This is a genomic window from Microcystis wesenbergii FACHB-1317 (assembly GCF_014696875.1).
Taxonomy (GTDB): domain Bacteria; phylum Cyanobacteriota; class Cyanobacteriia; order Cyanobacteriales; family Microcystaceae; genus Microcystis; species Microcystis wesenbergii_A.
The window spans coordinates 12403-29058 of sequence record NZ_JACJQV010000154.1 but is presented as its reverse complement, the minus strand read 5'-3'; the positions used below and the strand labels follow the sequence as shown (position 1 = coordinate 29058).

13 protein-coding genes are annotated in these 16656 nt (G+C 41.3%); 10 read left to right on the top strand and 3 right to left on the bottom strand.

All coding sequences use genetic code 11. The features are described 5' to 3' along the window. The first annotated feature begins 26 nt into the window (after nt 1–26). The 7 genes from cas10 (at nt 27) to H6F92_RS13180 (ending at nt 9542) form a co-directional block, all read left to right on the top strand. Complete coding sequence (cas10, locus tag H6F92_RS13210) at nt 27–3038, top strand: type III-B CRISPR-associated protein Cas10/Cmr2 (RefSeq protein WP_190358210.1); 3012 nt, start codon at nt 27–29, stop codon at nt 3036–3038. Beyond that, on the top strand, nt 3038–4174 hold the full coding sequence (locus H6F92_RS13205; protein ID WP_190358208.1) for a type III-B CRISPR module-associated Cmr3 family protein: 1137 nt from the start codon (nt 3038–3040) through the stop codon (nt 4172–4174). The genes cas10 and H6F92_RS13205 overlap by 1 nt, the downstream gene beginning before the upstream one ends. A gap of 58 nt (nt 4175–4232) precedes the next feature. After that, nucleotides 4233–5012 (top strand): type III-B CRISPR module RAMP protein Cmr4, encoded by a 780-nt coding sequence (gene cmr4 / locus H6F92_RS13200; protein WP_190358206.1) that lies wholly within the window; start codon nt 4233–4235, stop codon nt 5010–5012. Nucleotides 5013–5021: 9 nt separating this feature from the next. Continuing rightward, nucleotides 5022–5585 (top strand): Uma2 family endonuclease, encoded by a 564-nt coding sequence (locus H6F92_RS13195; protein ID WP_190358204.1) that lies wholly within the window; start codon nt 5022–5024, stop codon nt 5583–5585. Nucleotides 5586–5605: 20 nt separating this feature from the next. After that, nucleotides 5606–6001, top strand: a complete 396-nt coding sequence (locus H6F92_RS13190) for a hypothetical protein (RefSeq protein WP_190358203.1) — start codon at nt 5606–5608, stop codon at nt 5999–6001. A 63-nt stretch (nt 6002–6064) separates the two neighbouring features. Then, a complete protein-coding gene (gene cmr6 / locus H6F92_RS13185) occupies nt 6065–8062 on the top strand; it encodes a type III-B CRISPR module RAMP protein Cmr6 (RefSeq protein ID WP_190358201.1) in 1998 nt (665 codons plus the stop codon). Nucleotides 8063–8066: 4 nt separating this feature from the next. Beyond that, complete coding sequence (locus H6F92_RS13180) at nt 8067–9542, top strand: hypothetical protein (RefSeq protein ID WP_190358198.1); 1476 nt, start codon at nt 8067–8069, stop codon at nt 9540–9542. A 205-nt stretch (nt 9543–9747) separates the two neighbouring features. On the opposite strand, the gene H6F92_RS13175 is transcribed toward H6F92_RS13180, so the two are convergent. Further along, on the bottom strand, nt 9748–10020 hold the full coding sequence (locus H6F92_RS13175; protein WP_190358196.1) for a lipopolysaccharide assembly protein LapA domain-containing protein: 273 nt from the start codon (nt 10018–10020) through the stop codon (nt 9748–9750). After that, nucleotides 10017–11573: an endo-1,4-beta-xylanase gene (locus H6F92_RS13170; protein WP_190358195.1), complete on the bottom strand. Its 1557-nt coding sequence runs from the start codon at nt 11571–11573 to the stop codon at nt 10017–10019. Before H6F92_RS13170 ends, H6F92_RS13175 begins: the two co-directional genes overlap by 4 nt. A gap of 279 nt (nt 11574–11852) precedes the next feature. Here H6F92_RS13170 and H6F92_RS13165 point away from each other — a divergent pair, with 279 nt between their 5' ends. Further along, the gene (locus H6F92_RS13165; RefSeq protein ID WP_190358193.1) at nt 11853–14318 is read left to right on the top strand and encodes an O-antigen ligase family protein; all 2466 of its coding nucleotides are present in this window, start codon (nt 11853–11855) and stop codon (nt 14316–14318) included. Nucleotides 14319–14353: 35 nt separating this feature from the next. Here H6F92_RS13165 and H6F92_RS13160 read toward each other — a convergent pair whose 3' ends face one another. Continuing rightward, a complete protein-coding gene (locus tag H6F92_RS13160) occupies nt 14354–14806 on the bottom strand; it encodes a hypothetical protein (protein WP_190358192.1) in 453 nt (150 codons plus the stop codon). Nucleotides 14807–15037: 231 nt separating this feature from the next. On the opposite strand from H6F92_RS13160, the gene H6F92_RS13155 reads away from it, so the two are divergent. Both H6F92_RS13155 and H6F92_RS13150 read left to right on the top strand, forming a co-directional pair. Then, nucleotides 15038–15889, top strand: coding sequence for an alpha/beta fold hydrolase (locus H6F92_RS13155; protein ID WP_190358190.1), 852 nt, complete (start codon nt 15038–15040; stop codon nt 15887–15889). Nucleotides 15890–16225: 336 nt separating this feature from the next. Continuing rightward, nucleotides 16226–16534: a DUF6679 family protein gene (locus H6F92_RS13150; RefSeq protein ID WP_002735547.1), complete on the top strand. Its 309-nt coding sequence runs from the start codon at nt 16226–16228 to the stop codon at nt 16532–16534. Nucleotides 16535–16656: the final 122 nt, after the last annotated feature.

Here is a 16656-nt window from a genome sequence, read left to right as displayed (position 1 = left end):
TCGGTCAGCAAGGAATTGAGGCGTTTATGGCCCTAGGATACTGGCAAGCGAAAATCTGGGGACTACTACACGATCCCGTCTTCAAGGCCCTACATAGCAACTCAGGACGCGGTGATAACAGTTTCTGGAGAGATTTAGAAGTAATGAAGTTGTGGGGAAAACATAACCCCGAAGAATCGACTAAAAAAATTCTCAAACAAATCAAACTAGCTGACTATATCACCTCAGCCAGCGATCGATCGGCGATCGGTAGTTTAACCCAATTCGTTAACTACGATCGAGAAACAGGTCTAGAATTGCGTCACCTCCTCTCCGGAGAACCCTTAGATCTCAAATTAGCCGACACAACCCATAAGAAAATCGCTTCTAACCGCACAGATTACTTAAAAGAACAGGAAAACCAACTATTTAACCAAATTCCCGCCAGATTACGCACAGGAATCTCAGAAAACGAAGCTAAAGAGCTATTTTGGTGGTTATGGCGCTGTCTTCCCCAAGCGGCGACGAAATTACTCGATGACGAAAATCTGCTTTTAATGCCCGCCGAAACCAGAATACCGGACGGATCGATCTGGAGTCATGCCAGTTTAACGGCGGCCATCGCCGGGACCCTAGCGGGATATGATCTCACCTCCGAGGATGTGGTCAATAAATGGCCGACAGGAAAACAATTATCCCACGCTTATCTCGTTAGTTTCACCTTTTCCCCTGTGCAAGAACTAATCAAAGCCAGCCGCAAAATGCGCGATTTTTGGGCAGGTTCTTGGATTCTGCACTATCTATCTGCTCAAGTCTGCTGGCAACTGGCCCAACAATACGGCCCCGATAGTTTGATCTATCCCTCTCTCTACGCACAACCCTTAATCGATCGATGGTTACTAGAGAAATATCCCGATTTTAAACCCTGGATCGACCCACCGAGCGATCGACAATTACTAACCGCCGGATTTCCCAACATTATTATCCTCGTCTTGCCCAAAGATAAGGTGGCAGCGGCCATGCAAACCGCTAAATCTAGTTTATTAAAAGAATGGAAAGAAATTAGTCGGCAAGTTTTCGAGGAATTGGGAGAACGTCACTGGATGCCCAAATTAAAAGAAAATAGTCGTACCTGGGACAGTTGGTTAAATGCCCAATGGCAAACCTATTATGTGGGAGTCCCCATCGGTAGAGAAGACCAACTCCTCACCAGTAGCGAAATTTACCAAGAAAACGAAAATATCGACGAAAATCAAGCCGAAGACCCAGAAAAAGCGCAAAGCTGGCGAGATAAACAAAACGAACTTTATAATCTCTACGATAAAAAAGCTCTATTCTTAGAAAAAGAGCAGGAATTTCTGCAAAAAGCTGGAAAACTACGCCTTGAGAAATGGAAAAAACATCCCTTTAGTTCTAATGTTGGTTCTTGGTGGAGTAGTGCTTTCGATCAAAACCGTTCCGCCCTTGCTGCTGTCAAAAACGCCCGCGATTGGCAGATTCCCACCGCTTTCGGCCCCCGTTCCACCATTTCTGGACTTGGCCCCGTCGTCCATCCCGATAGTAACAACGATTGGATTAGCGAAAAAGCAAGCAAAGAATATTGGCAACGAAATGCCGGATTATTCGATGGGATCGAACAACTCAACGCCACGGAAACCGTTAAACGCGGATTACACCTAATCCTGCCAAAACTCTTAAAAAATAGCGACCAAAAGCGTCTAGATGCCGCTTATCCCGATTTAACCGTGGGAGTCGCCGGTTATCTCAAAACAGGCGGTGATCTCGACCATTTTCATCACGCTTGTCGCACCATCTCGCGTAGGTTAAGAGAAGACGGGAAAAAGATTCCCCCAGCACTTACCCAACCCTGGGGAATCCCCTACATTGACGATCACATCGAACCAGAATATAAACGTTATCACCCTCGATTTCTCAATGCGGGATGGTTAGTAGAAGAACTAGAGATTACCGATGAAGAAATGGCTAATTATCGCCATCAATTAAGCCAATTAATTGACCAAAACTATCCCAACAATAACCCGGCTGATTGGTATGTTATCGCCGCAGGAGATGGTGACGGAATGGGGGAATGGTTAAAAGGCCAAAAAATGAAACCCTATCGAGAATATATCCCTAAGTCACTTCATCAATACGCCGATCACCCCCCGACAGAAACCGATACCCTAGAAAAAGAAGTGCAGAAAGCTTTTGGCGATTTTGTCACCCTCGATAAACGCATGGGACCATCTACCCATAGCGCCCTCAGTCGCGCCCTTTTAGACTTCTCTAATCAACTCGTTCCCTACCTCACCGAACAACGCTATGCAGGACGCTTAATCTATGGTGGCGGTGATGATGTTCTCGCCTATACTAATCTCTGGGAATGGGATAAATGGTTATGGGATATCCAGCAATGTTTTAAGGGAGAAAAAGACCCCCATGGGGAATTTAATAACGCCGGTGACTATTGGCAATGGGAAGGCAAAAAACCTCCCGAAAATCTCGCCAAACGTCCCCTATTTACCATGGGAAAGCGGGCGACTATCAGTTTCGGTATTGTCATCGCTCATCATTCCGTACCCCTTGCTATCGCCCTAGAAAATCTCTGGGAAGCCGAGAAAAAAGCCAAGGAACACGCCTATAAAGGCTTTGACGGCAAAAAAGTCAAAAAAGATGCTGTACAAGTGCGCGTTCTCTACGGCAACGGAAACATCCTAAAATCTACAGCTAAGTTTGATGTTTTTTATCAATGGCAAAAACTCTTAGAATTCGATTTAGATGCCAGTATCTTTGAACAAGCTGCGACAATTTGGGAACAACATCCCGCACCAGTACAAGAAGCGATTTTTCCCTGGACAAAAGCCTTCTGTAACCGTCGCGAGAACTTATCAAAAGAACAAACAGAGCAGATTCAAAAAGAACTTGGCAACTTTCTAGATAGCCTTTGGCAAACTACAGAAAACACACCAGAAGTTCTCAATAAAACTATCAACAATTGGCTTAAACTAGCGGCTTTTATGACTCGAAAAAGAGAGATTAAGATCGGAGGTTCCATTTAATGTATTGGTACACAATCACTCCCCTAGATGTTCTTCTCCTACGCGATGCCAAACCCTTTAGTCCAGGAGAAAGAGCCTGGGCCGGAAGTACATTTCCCCCCAACGGTCACACGATCGCCGGTGCTTTAAGTGCTTTACTAGATCGCTCTAAAAATAGTTATTTTAAAATCACCGGTCCATTCCTATCTTTTGCTGGAGATACTTTATATCTACCCCGTCCTTTAGGATTCGCCAATTCTGACCCATTAATTCCTATTTCTTGGAGTGATAATTTAACGATTTCAGAAAACCATATATTTTGGGATCGATCGAAACCTGCCCCCTTAGCTAAGGCTAAACCTCACAAAAATTGCCAAAATCGAGAAAATCAAGAGGAAGAAGAGAACGAAGGTAAATATCGTCAGTATCTACCTTGTGAAGTTATTCTCGATTATTTAAAAACAGGAGTGATCGACCCTTGCTGGTTAGTAAAACACAAAGGAGAAGATAAACCCTGGCAAGAAGAAATTCGTTCCCATAATGCCATGAAACCGGGAAGTAAACAGGTAGAAGATGCCGATGGATACTTTGTGGAAAAAGCGATCCGAATGCTACCCGGTTGGAGTATAGCGATCGGAATTGATGTTAATATTCCCACTCCCACAACTTTGCGGTTAGGAGGAGAAGGACACCGAGTTATACTGGAAAAATGCGATAATTTAGGTCAACAATGGCAAGAATTAAAACAAAAATCCGAGGAGAACTTTAAACAAATAAATAAAGCGATCGCCTATCTCGTTACCCCCGGTATTTTTGAACGCCGTCACGATAATAATCAAGCCATTTGTCGCTCTTGGCCCTGGGAATGGAAACTCGCCCATACTGTTAATAGTAATCAGAAACCGGGCAATCTAGTCAGTGTCGCAACCGATCGAGCTATCCCGATCAGTTGCCGCATTCAATCAAAAGAAAATACTAGCATTCCCGCGCCCCAAGTCTTCGCGGCCCCCGCCGGTAGTCAATACTATTTAAATCAACCCGATCGCCTATTTCAAGAGCAGCCCGATAGTCCCGAATATCACCAACGGTGGCGCAAATTAGGCTACTCGGAATTACTTTGGATCAAATTTGATCGCTGTTTTTGGACAAGCGAATAGGGGCAAATTAGGCTACTCAGAATTACTTTGGATCAACTATAAAGGAGAATAATTAATCATGAACTTAATCCACTTTTATCTACTTTCTCCCCTACACACAGGAGGAACCACTCAAGAGGGGAATCTAGTGGGTATTGCTCGTGAATCCCATACCACTTTACCCTATATTCCCTCCAGTACAATTCGCGGGAAAATCCGTTCTTTAGCTACCGAAGAAAACCTAAAATTTAAGTTATTCGGTAATGAAATCGATAAAGGTGCAGAAAACTTGGAACAGGGAGACATCTGGATAGGAGATGGTTCGATTCTCTGGTTGCCCGTCCCTTCCCTTAGTCACGGTGTCGTCTGGATCACTTCTCCTTTACTTCTTCGTCGTTGGACAAGATTAACTAATCCTACTCTGACAATTCCCCCCGAATATAGCTGTAGTTTTAAAAAGGCCAACACCAACGTTTATCTCAAGGATGCCATTCTCAAGGTCGATGATCTAAAAGACTGGTCAAATTGGCAAAGTTTTATTCCCAAAAACTCTGTCAGCAGTGGCATTAATAAAGTCTTAGTATTGCCCGATCAGCATTGCACGACTCTAATTCAAATGAGTTTATGGAGACAAGTTAAAATTAAATTAGATGAGCATAAATCCGTCGATGGAGGATTTCGTTACGAAGAAGCTATTCCCCCCGACACCTTAATGTATTTTCCTTGGGGTATTACCTCTCAAGCTAATGGAACCAGACAACAATCCCAAGCTGATTTTAAACAGTTATTAGCAGATAATGACATTCTACAAATCGGCGGACAGGAAAGTTTAGGACGTGGTTTTGTGCAACAATGGTAGAGGTAATTTATGACAGCTAATCTTGCCTTAGCTAAATGGTCAGTGGTCGATTATCATCGCATGATTGCGGCGGGAATTTTAATCGATCGGCGTGTAGAATTACTGAATGGAGATATTCTCGAAATGAGTCCAGAAGGCCCTTTACATAAAGACAGTGGAGAAGGATTAGCTAACTTTCTCCGTCAACGTCTTAAGGATAAAGCATGGGTAAGAGAAGTTGGACCCATTACCCTAGAAAACTCAGAACCTGAACCCGATATCGCTGTAGTTTTTGCCCCTCGTTCTCGCTATCGAGATCATCATCCCTATGCTGATGAAATTTTTTGGTTAATCGAAATTTCTGACTCAACTCTCAGTAAAGACTTAACCGAAAAAAAACATATCTATGCCCAAGCTGGTATTGCAGAATATTGGGTAGTTGCCATCAAACATCGAGAGATTTATGTTTTTCGTCAACCGATAAATTCTGATTATCAATATCAAGAAAAATTTAGTACAGGAACCTTATCTGCTGCTGCATTTCCCGATATTGTTATCTCTCTTGATACCCTTTGGTCAGGTAATATTTTTTAACTTTTGGAGCCAAAATAACCATGACATTCGACCCTAGAACGATTAGCAATCCCGTATTCACTGCCTTGCAAAAATTGTCCTCAGACACTGCTGATAATGGTCGCCGCAAAGAACAAAAAAATCAAGCTATTGAACTTTATACCTATCTTTCTACTTGGGGAATGATGCGCCTAAAAGCCGAAGAAACTGCTATTAGTAAAGACAAAGAAGGTAAGCGAGAAGTTGTTAAAATATACTTTGAGTGTCTTGAAGAAATCTCGAACAACCGGAATATGGCCAACCCACAAGGATTAGACACATTAAAAAAACTTTCCACTGATGATTATCTAGGACTAACGGGTTTAGGCTTGGAAATCGCCCAAGAATTTAGCTTCTGGGCTAATGCCATCTATTCCGATGTGAAAAGTGGGGACTAACTCAGGTAAATTGTCACCACAGTTTTTATAATTCATTGAACTAGAAAGGAAATTATAATTATTATGTCCCATAGCCCCTTACAACGTCCTAATCGCCCTCAAAAACCCACCCTAAAAAATCAAGCTATAAAACCCACAAATAACAACCAACCCCCTAAAAAGCCTCTTAGTGGTGGCGGCGGCAATAATAACGGCGGTGGCGGCAATAACAATCCTCCTCAACCCTCACCTTGGTTAGACCCCGAAAACGAACCTCAACCCGACCAATCAGCCAGTTTTGTCGAATATCTCCGTTGGATGCGTGCTGCCGACTATCCACACAAAGATGCGACTAAAACCCAAATTCTGCAAACAGCCCAAGAAAATGCTAACTATACTCAGCGTCTTGAGCAACTCCATCGGCGTACCCAACTGTTAGCGAAAGACGGAATCGCTTTTCAAGTCAAATCCACTTGGCGTATTCGTGTCGGTGGTCATCGTGGACCGGAAAGTATTCTTTTACCTGCCTTTGATGCCCTCGGAATGCCCTATATTCCATCTAGTACATTGCGCGGTGTTGCCAGAAACCAAGCCATCCGAGAAATCATGGCGGAAAATAATCTGGAATGGAAAGACGCGGAAAAAGAAATCGCTCCCTATTTCGGTGATATAAACGCCAAAGAGAAAAAAAATAAAACGGGTAAAGTTGTCTTTTTTGATGCCTATCCTTTACCTTCTAAGAACGGGGGGTTAGAAATGGACATGGCTAATAATATTTGGTCATGGAAAGATGATTCTATGGAATATTCTCCTAACCCTAATCCTTTTTTCTCTCTCAAAGAACCAACTTTTTTAATTGGTTTACGTTTACGTCTAGCTAGTAACTGTCAAGATGAAAAGATACTTGAAAAGGTAAAACAATGGCTGAAAAAAGGTTTACAGCTTGGCATAGGTTCACAAGTCAATACAGGTTATGGACAATTGATCTTATCTGGAAAAAACCCAAGATTAGAATCGGAATTTTATCGATTGGATTTTGAGCTAGAAGGTCAATTAATTCATGGTTATCAACGATTCACCCAATGGAATGAGCGACGCAATGAATGGCAAATGCGGAGCGCACCCGTTGCAGAAGTTCGTCCGACAGCCTTTAAATCGATGATGCGATACTGGTTTCGTGTTTTTGCATCTGGAGTTTTACCTATTAACAAAGTTCAAGAGATTGAAGCTAAATTAATTGGAGGTATTAATCCTAAAAAATACGGTGTTCAAGAGATTGAATCTGAATTATTTGGCGGTATTAATCCTAAAAAATACGGTTATCTACAAGTGAATATTCTTGAGGGTAAAGTTACCCAAAAAGAACCTCGAACCAATCCTCAGGGTAAAAATGATCCCTGTGGTGAACAACGGGGAACTTTAGTCTTATCTTTGTCTTCCGAAACTCCAAAAGATAAACAAGAAGCTGTCAAAAAATTAGCTAAATATTTGACTTGGTTTTTAGCTAATATGGGTGGTATTGGTCAAGGTGCGAGAAGACCTAATTATTCTCGCAAAAGTCGTGAAAGCGCCCCATGGTTTCGTGGTTCTACATTTTATATTGACAGTGAAGAAGATTTTTGGGCAATGCCCAATAATGTGCAGGGGTTTAAACAACAATTTCAGCAAAGATTGCGAGATTTTTATAAATCTTTAAATCAAGTTACTGGCACTAATATAAACTCTAATAATTTAAGGATAGCTGGTCAAGTTTCTCAAAGTAATTGGATTGATGCGGCCGATAGTAATTGTCAAATTTTTGTCTGTGCAGGAAATGAACAAAGAGGTAAACCCCATGCTTTAGCAATTCTTCACAGTGATACTTTGAAAATTACCGGTAAAAATGGTCAAAGAGAATATGATGGTAATCTCTGTGGTAAAGTCAGTGGTGGAGCTAAACCATCTCCCGTGTGGATTGCTGATTTAGGAGATTACCAGATAGTTACTGTATTCGGTGCTAATCTGAATCCTCGTCAAGAGTTTATCAAACAATTAAGAAGTAATACAAGTCCTCAAAATTTTGCTCAAATATTCCCTTTATAATCTCATGAAATCAATTTTAGTTGCAACGATCGGAACCAGAGATTTAATGTTTCAAGTCACCACTGGTGACTGGTATAATATTGGCGATGATCGTATGAAAGGTGATATTCTCGGAGAACAGATAGAAGTAGTGTCTGATTTAGCTCTGACCGAAAAATCATCTTTTCGAGAAATATCCCAATACCTTTGGGAAAACATTGAATATTATGGCGATCAAGTAAAACTAGTCATTCTGGGTAAACTTTTGGAAGATAAAATCAATGATCTCGAAAAAGTTTATTTAGTAGTAACTGATCAAAATGAAACAGTAAAAGAAAGAGAAAAAGATACTCTTTACTCAGGAGAATTAATTAAGTATTGGCTAAATAAATTAAATTCTGATTTGGTAGTAAATATTCTCTATATAGGTAGAAATGATGAAAACCCTTCTAACTTCGAGAAAATGTTCCGTTGGTGGCAACAAGTATGGAAAGAAAATATAGAACCTCAACCCGATCAACCCATTTTATTGTGCTTAAAAGGTGGGGTGGGGCAAGCTTCAGAAGCGTCGAGAATTTCGGGATTGAGTTTTTATGGAAACGATATTAAATTCTATGAATTTATTCCCACTCCTCATGACAATCAAAAGGGCATTTCTTCAGATTACACAGGGCCTTTTTTAGGGACTAACTATCTTTGGGATCGCACTCGACAACAAGCCCTACAATTATTAGAACGCTATGATTATGCTGGTCTTCAGAACTTAGTTAAACCTTACTATGAACAAAATAAACAAAAATGGAAAGAAACTTATGCTCTAATTAAATCTGGAGTAAGCTGGAATCAAGGACAATTTGAAGATTTTTTTCAATCCGCTTCTTTTAGTTTCAATAATCAACAAAAAGAGCAGCATCAACAATATTGGTGGATGGCCTATGAACAAGCTTATACCGCAGTAGTTAGACTAAAACAAAAAAATACAACCGAGGCTATGCTTCATAGTTTCCGAGCGGTAGAAGGCTTAATTTATGAGTGTTTAAAACATGAATTTAAAGACTATATGGTTAATTCTGAATATACTTATTCATCTTTACAATCATCTGTGTTGAATAAATATCCTGCTCTTAAAGAACTTTTTGTTAATAATGGCAATCCTGTCCCTGAAATTAAGCTAGATAGTCGCACTCAACAGAGATTAATAGAGAAGTATATTGCTCTCACTTCTCCCCAGGCAAACTTTAGGGATTTAAAAGCTTGGGGTTCTGAAGAATTGCGTAATCATAGAAATCGATTATCTCATAAATTAGGTGGCATTAGTGAGGGAGAATTATATCAAGCTTGGGGAAAAGATACTTACAATCAAAAAGACTGGGAAAAGCGAATTTTAAATTGTCTCAATCTAATCACAGAAAATAAATTTAATTATTTATGGCAAGGAAGTTTATTTGCTTCTATTCATCAGAGAGTCCTAACAGCTATCAAAAATTATAATGTTGTTTAAAGTACAAAATGCAATTAGCCCCTACAATATACACCCGGGATGCTGCCGATAAATGGCTCTCTTATTCTTGGTGTGATCAGTTTAACTGATATAGAACCGATCGATCTTCGGGTCCTTTGTGTCTTTGTAGTTCGTTCCAGCATGGGTTACGCTACCGCTAACCCATCCTACAAATAATTGTGCCTCCCTACTTAGCCAGCCCTATTTAAAAATCCAACTCGTCTAACCCCGATTCTGGGGAAGAAAAGCGACTGCGAGGAGATTTTTTCGACTTTCTAAAAAAAGCGGGAATAACTGCGGCGATAAAAAATCCCATTCCCAAAGAAAAAGCCAATAAAATGCCGATGGGTACTTTAATTGACTCAAATTGTAGAAACTTTAAAGAAACTGGTTGGATATTTTGGATAGCAAAAACCGCCATGGTCATAATCCAACCACCAACAATAGCACTAGCTAAAAAATTACTAATTGTATTCATGCTTGTCCTCGCCAGGTTTGTAGGAGATTTTTTAACCTTTTGTAGGCTAATTTCGGAGTTAGATCCCTATTAACTAAACCTCCGTGGGGCCAGAAATTACCGTTATCGGTTAAATCCCACCAACTAATTGCTTTGATATAGGATTTACTATAACAAAGGGTGTAGAATTGTTCCACCCAATCGGCTTGGATTGCCTCACTCCAGTCGCCGCGCCATCGTCCTAGGGGTTCCTTTAAATAGGATAATTCATCGACGGTGGTGGCGGAAGAAATGCCTAATTCCGTGATATGAATTGGTTTTCCTAATTGACTAAAACGTTCCAATTGTCGATCGATCTCGAACAAATCTCGATCGGGATAATATAATTGTAGTCCGATCGCCTCAAATTCAATATCTGCCTCTAGACAAGTTTGCAGATATTCTAAAGGACTATGTTGGGGCGGTTGATGGTATGCCACATTTTCGCCCCAAGTGCAACAACTATTAACAATTCTATACACTTGCGGATTGCCGCGACGGGATTCTTGACAGGCAATCTCGGTTAATTCAAGCAACTGGTTGAGGGAGAAATTTAAATCATTTGCCCATTTAATGCCGTTAGCCTCGTTAATCACGTCAAAATAGCTGATTTTTTGCCGATAATATGCCGTAACTTCCCTAACTCGCGTTGCCACTAATTTTTTAATCTCTGCAAAGGGTTGATTGCGGATAAAGTCGGGAATGCCCACGGGATGAAACCAGACGAGAGGATGACCTTTGGGGATAATATTGTGATTAAGTAGCCAATCAACTCGTTTATCCGTCTCATTTTGCTGAAAATATCGCCAATAAAAGGGTATTGTTGCAAAATTAAAGACTGCTTGGAATAATTCTTGGTATTTTTCTCCCTGTTGGGGATAGCCAAAAAAATTACAACCAAAGAGAAAGTCTGGTTGTGGAGGATTTTGAGCGATAATTTGGGTTGCTTTACTGATAACTGCCATTTCACCCGCCCAGAGACTCTCAGTTAAGCTTTGATCACAGTATTGCACCCTTTCTCTATTATTATCGCTGGCATTGGCTAAATCGAGATAGCTTTTCGCTGTTTCCAGACGTTGCCAAATAGCGGGGGAAAATTGCCCACCCTGTTGCTGCCAGACTTCGAGAGACTGTTTAACCCGATAAAAATGGGAGTCAGCGGCAGCTAAATTAAAATTTAAGGGAAAATCGGCAGCAGAGTAACCGAAACCCCGATTATCTGCCTCTAGGAACATTTCCCCGAAACCCTTCACCGGTAACTTAAGAGTTATCGCTACAGGGGAGAGGGGAAGGGAAGAAAATAATTTTCCCTCCTCCAGATTGCGGGGAGGATTTGGTAAAGGTTGGGCAGCAAGGGTGAGAAAATAGAGTTGATTGAGGGCTTTTTTATTTAAAGGCTGACCATCGGGGCTAAAAGCCTCTATTTCTATTTTTTTTGGCAATATTTCGGCTTTTAAACCGGTATTAATTGCTAAGGTGACAGTGAATCCCCCCGTTAGATAGAGAAATTGTCGTCGCGGAAATTGATTAAACATCTATTTAATTTCTAACCATCATTGGGGAATGAGTAGGGAGGCACAATTATTTGTAGGATAGGTTAGGGGTAGCGTAACATGAGCGGGTGTTGGGTTTCATGCTTCAACCCAACCTACGTTCATCTTATATTTAATTCCACCCATCCACTTAGTAAGAACAAGAATCCTAACTCTATTGACTTAACTATCACCAATTTAAACCGGGAAACTGGCTGAGGTGGTTTTCAATAGAGAATAATTGAGATAACTTATTAATTTTAATCCTTGATCCCACCCGCTATGACTGAGACTACTAACGATATTGCCACTTCCCGTCTGTGGTTACTGCTTACCGCTTTTCTCTACGCAATTTTCACCCTGATGGCCGATAGTCATAGTCTCATGGTACAGTGGCCCTGGGTCGCTATCTGGCAAATCGGTTTACTCTGTCCGATTTTCTGGTTATTATCCCAGATTTGGCACCATAAAAGCTTGACCGGTTTGGGTAATGGTTTTGATCTGATAACTGGGATTATCGTCTTGGGATTAATTATTTCTAGTCTTTTCTCCCCATTTCCCAATCAAGCGCGCTGGTATAGTTGGGCAGCTATTGGTATTATCTGCGCTTTATACGCCCTGCATCAATGGATTATCACTGATAATTCTCCCTGGCGACGCTATGCTATCCTCAGTTTTCAAGGTTATCTCAGTCTGGCTTTTATTATTATCAGTCTTTTTTTGTGGACAAGCCAAACTTTATCACCGGAATTAGCAAGGATTAGGGAATTACAGCAAAATGGAGTCGAGATTTCTTTTGATTTTTCAGTCTTAGAGTTACGCAATTGGGCACCCTTGGGTCATCAGAATTATGTGGCGGGTTTTCTCGTTCTTGCCTTACCTTTACTATTGGGATTAGCTATATTGGCTAAAAATTGGCAGCGTTGGCTATGGTTTACCGGCATTGGTTTAGGCATTCTCGATCTCTACACTACCAGTTCTCGGGGAGGTTGGCTAGGATTAATCGGGGTTTGTGTGGTAGGATTAGGAATTTTAATTTTTAGAAGTGAAATTCCCCGACTCTGGTTAGGATTAGGAGGATTAGCCACTTTGCTGTTTTTATTTATTGTTATCTTCGCTAATAATCGTCTAAAAACTGTGATAACTTCCCTAGTACAGGGAGGAGGAGATAACGAATTTTCCTATCGTTGGATTAATACCCTTATCGGTTGGCAGATGGGCAGTGAAAATTTTTTGACGGGGATTGGTTTAGGCAATGTTCCTATCACTTATCAGCACTACCGTCCTCTGATAGCGGGAAGGGCATCAGAATTAATTTATCAACTGCATAGCACCCCCGCTCAATTATTTGCTGAATTAGGCATTTGGGGCATTTTAGCAGGGATTGGACTGGTTACACTGCTGATTTTTCATTTTTTTCGTTCTCCTGCCCCTGACAATTTCAGCGATCAAATTTTACTGCCCTTGGTTTATACAGGATTATTCGGCTACGGATTAATGAGTTTAACCGATTATCAATTAGATAATATTGCCATTGCTGGAACCTTAACTATTTACCTCGCTTGTCTGACTTCTTCCTTACCTAGAAAAGAAACTAAGTTTTTAGCTATTCCCCCAAAAGGTATCTTTTTTACAGGATTGGGAATTGTGTTAGTCATGATAATTTGGTTACTGCCTATTCATCGCGCTTGGCAACTTTCTAGTTATGGCTTCGATTTTTTGGCAGAAAAAAAGATCGCACCTTTTCGCGATACTCTGATTAAAGCCCATCAATTAGCAACCTGGGAACCCTATTATCCCTATCAATTAGGTTGGAATTTAGGCGATTTAGCTATTAATACCAATAATCCTCAAGCTTTAAACGAGGGAATTAAATATTTTCAAGTAGGAAATCAGGTTTCTCCCTATCAAGAATTCGGCCACAGTAATCTGGGATGGTTACAACTGAGGCAAAATCCCAGCGCAGCAACTAAATCCTTTATCGAATCAATAAAATTAATCCCCGCTAAAAGAGGAGTTTTTCAGGGTTTGGCTGTCAGTTTACTAGCCCAAAATCAACCCGATTTAGCCATAGAAGCTTTTGCTTTAGAAGCTGTGCGTGACCCTTTATTTATTACCAGTCCCCTCTGGCGTTTACCCAGCCTACAACCAATATACACAAAAATGTTAGACAGGGTTGATTCAATTTATAGTCAGCTTTTGCAAAGTAACCCTTCTGAGAATTTGAAAAATAATCTGCATTTTTATCGTGGGAGTTTGTCCTGGTGGCGCGGGGATAAACTGAAAGCAGCCCAAGATTGGCAACAATCCGGGAAAGAAGTGGGAAAAGCTTTATTAAATCCCTCCCTAAAAAATCCCTTACCCGGGGTAGATTTACTGAAACAAGCTTGGTTAAATCCCCCTGAAAGAGGGAAGCTTTTACAACAAGCATGGTTACAATCTCAAAAAAGTTTTTTACCGACCGAGATAGAGAAAAATTTAGCCGATTCCATGGCCAAATCTGCTAACTTTGACCTCTGGTTAAGAGAAAAGGCAACCCCTTGGCAATATCGTCGTCAAAGGGTAGGTTTTGGGGTAAATAGTCGTCATATCGATGGGGTTCAACCGCTTGATTTTACTCCCGTGGTCGATAATATTGCCGTCACTACATGGTTTAATAATCTGTTTGCTACTCCCGATTATTTCCCCGAGTTCGATACTGTCCTACAACCGCTGCGGGAGGAATTAATTAAGAAAGTACAGGGATAATTATCCAGGCGGCTCCACAACAATTTAAGCTAGAGCTAGTAAATATAAATAGCGCCCTGTTGATTGAGGTTAAAGGTGGTATAACCGGGGGTACTCCCCGGAACTTTGGTGACAGTAATCGTGACTAAATTATCATCATTGACCTCTACGGCATAGATTAAACTAGAAGAATAGCGATCTGCGGCGGCATTAGCCCGATTAATCAGAATATATGCCGGAATTACGAAACCTCTTAGGGTTGTCTCCGTACCAGGAGATAATAATTGGGGAGAAGAATTAATATTGGCCGATAGGTCATAATTGAGATCAATATCGGTTTGATTGATGATTTTAATCTCCACGGGACGACTCATATTCACCCTAGCGACAGGCTGCCAAGGACCGGGTTGAAAGGTGGTAGCGGGGGGATTTTGAGCGGGTAAAGAGGGGGGAAAAACTAATCCCAGACTTAACACTAGGGAAAGAGTTAAAAAGCGATCGCATTTCATAGATAAATCTTGGTCTTAGGTTTTTATCCTATTTTAGGGAGGTATCCCTGGTGTTTTATAATTAAAGTAGAAGCTTTTGAAATTGTCTATAGCATTGATTGATCAGCTATCAGGGAATATCCTAAGCTTCCCTGATTCTGCTCTGTAAACAAGGCTAAATACACCTATTTTTCTCTAGAAGTTTCCCTAGTAACCCCTATCAACGGTTTAACTTAGGTTGAGATTGATTATATGCCTACCATCGACATATCGGGAGTATCCCACAGTTACGAGTTATTTTCGCCCCGAGCGGATAAACCGGTTTTAGTCTTTATACACGGTTGGCTGCTGAGTCGTCACTACTGGCAGCCTTTGGTAGATATTCTCTCCCCAGATTATCCCTGTCTAGTTTACGATCTCCGGGGCTTTGGCGATTCCCAAAAAATCACCTCTAACAGTCCTCCTAGCAGTTATAATCTTGAATCCTACTCCCAAGACGTTATCACCCTTCTTAACCGCTTAAACCTCGATGCTGCTTGGTTAGTCGGTCATTCCCTCGGTGGTAGTGTTGCTTTATGGGCCGCAGATATCTGTCCTCAACTCATTAAAGGAGTAATCTGTATGAATGCTGGCGGTGGCATCTATCTAAAGGAGGAATTTGAGCGATTTCGGGAAGCCGGAAGACAGATTTTAGAGAGAAGACCGCCTTGGTTGCCCAGTGTTCCCTTGATTGATGTTTTATTCTCGCGGATGATGGTCAAGCAAACCCTAAGTAAAAAATGGGGCAAACAGCGAGTGATTGATTTTGTCCGGGCCGATTACCAAGCGGCCCTAGGGTCACTTTTGGAAACCACCACTATCAGTGAAGTTCATCTTTTACCCCAGATTGTCTCCCGTCTCCCGCAACCAGTCTATTTTCTAGCGGGGAAAGAGGACACGATTATGGAAGTTAAGTACGTTAACCATCTGGCCAGTTTTCATCCCTTGTTTGAAACTGGCGGCAACGTGATTGAGTTATCCGATTGTGGTCATTTTGCCATGCTCGAACAAACAGCAGCGGTGGCCCAAAAGATGATGGCTATTTTAAATCAGCATCGGGGTTAGGTGTTGGGGTTTTAGGGTTTTAGTTGAAATTCCCCCATCTCCCCATTTCCCCATTCCATCCACAGATACTGTTATGAAGTGAAAATTTATGTAACAATGACTCTATAAGGGCGATTTTTTACCGATCGCCGAGGCCGTCTATTAATCGAATCGATGTCTTTGAAGAACGTAGCCCCAAACTGGAAACCTGACTTTTCTTACCCATTCTTGCCACTACTAGCGGAATTTTTCTCCCTTTTGTGTTACCCACGGGAATTCTTGAGCTATTGCTGAGATTGGCATTTTGTCACTTCCCGTTAGTTGAATCCAACAAAAGAAGCTGTTTAGGAGCAATTTATGTTACACCGCAAGATTTATCAATTCTGTATGGATGGTCAGGAAGTCTGCATTTTCTTGCGCGATCAGCAAAGATGGATTGATAATGCTCGTATTATCGATCTAGAAAGCGATCTCGTCACCATTCGCTACGAAACAGAAGAGGAAGACGAGATTAGTTCTTGGGAAGAAATGGTGCGTTTAGAAAGTATCGGTGCGGTGAGCAGAAAACTTGCATCGGTGTCGCGGACGAATCCTGATATTAATGTCTCGGAAGATTGTCCGGAAGCCGAACAACTTTATCCCCATTCTCCCGATAGCTTAGATTAATTTTGTCGATTTAACTGACAGTGGCTAGAAGTCCCGCGGTTTTAACCATGACCAAGGGACTTTTAGGGAATGGAAGGGAAGAGAGCCGGTAAGTAGAGAGGCACAATTATTTGTAGGATGGG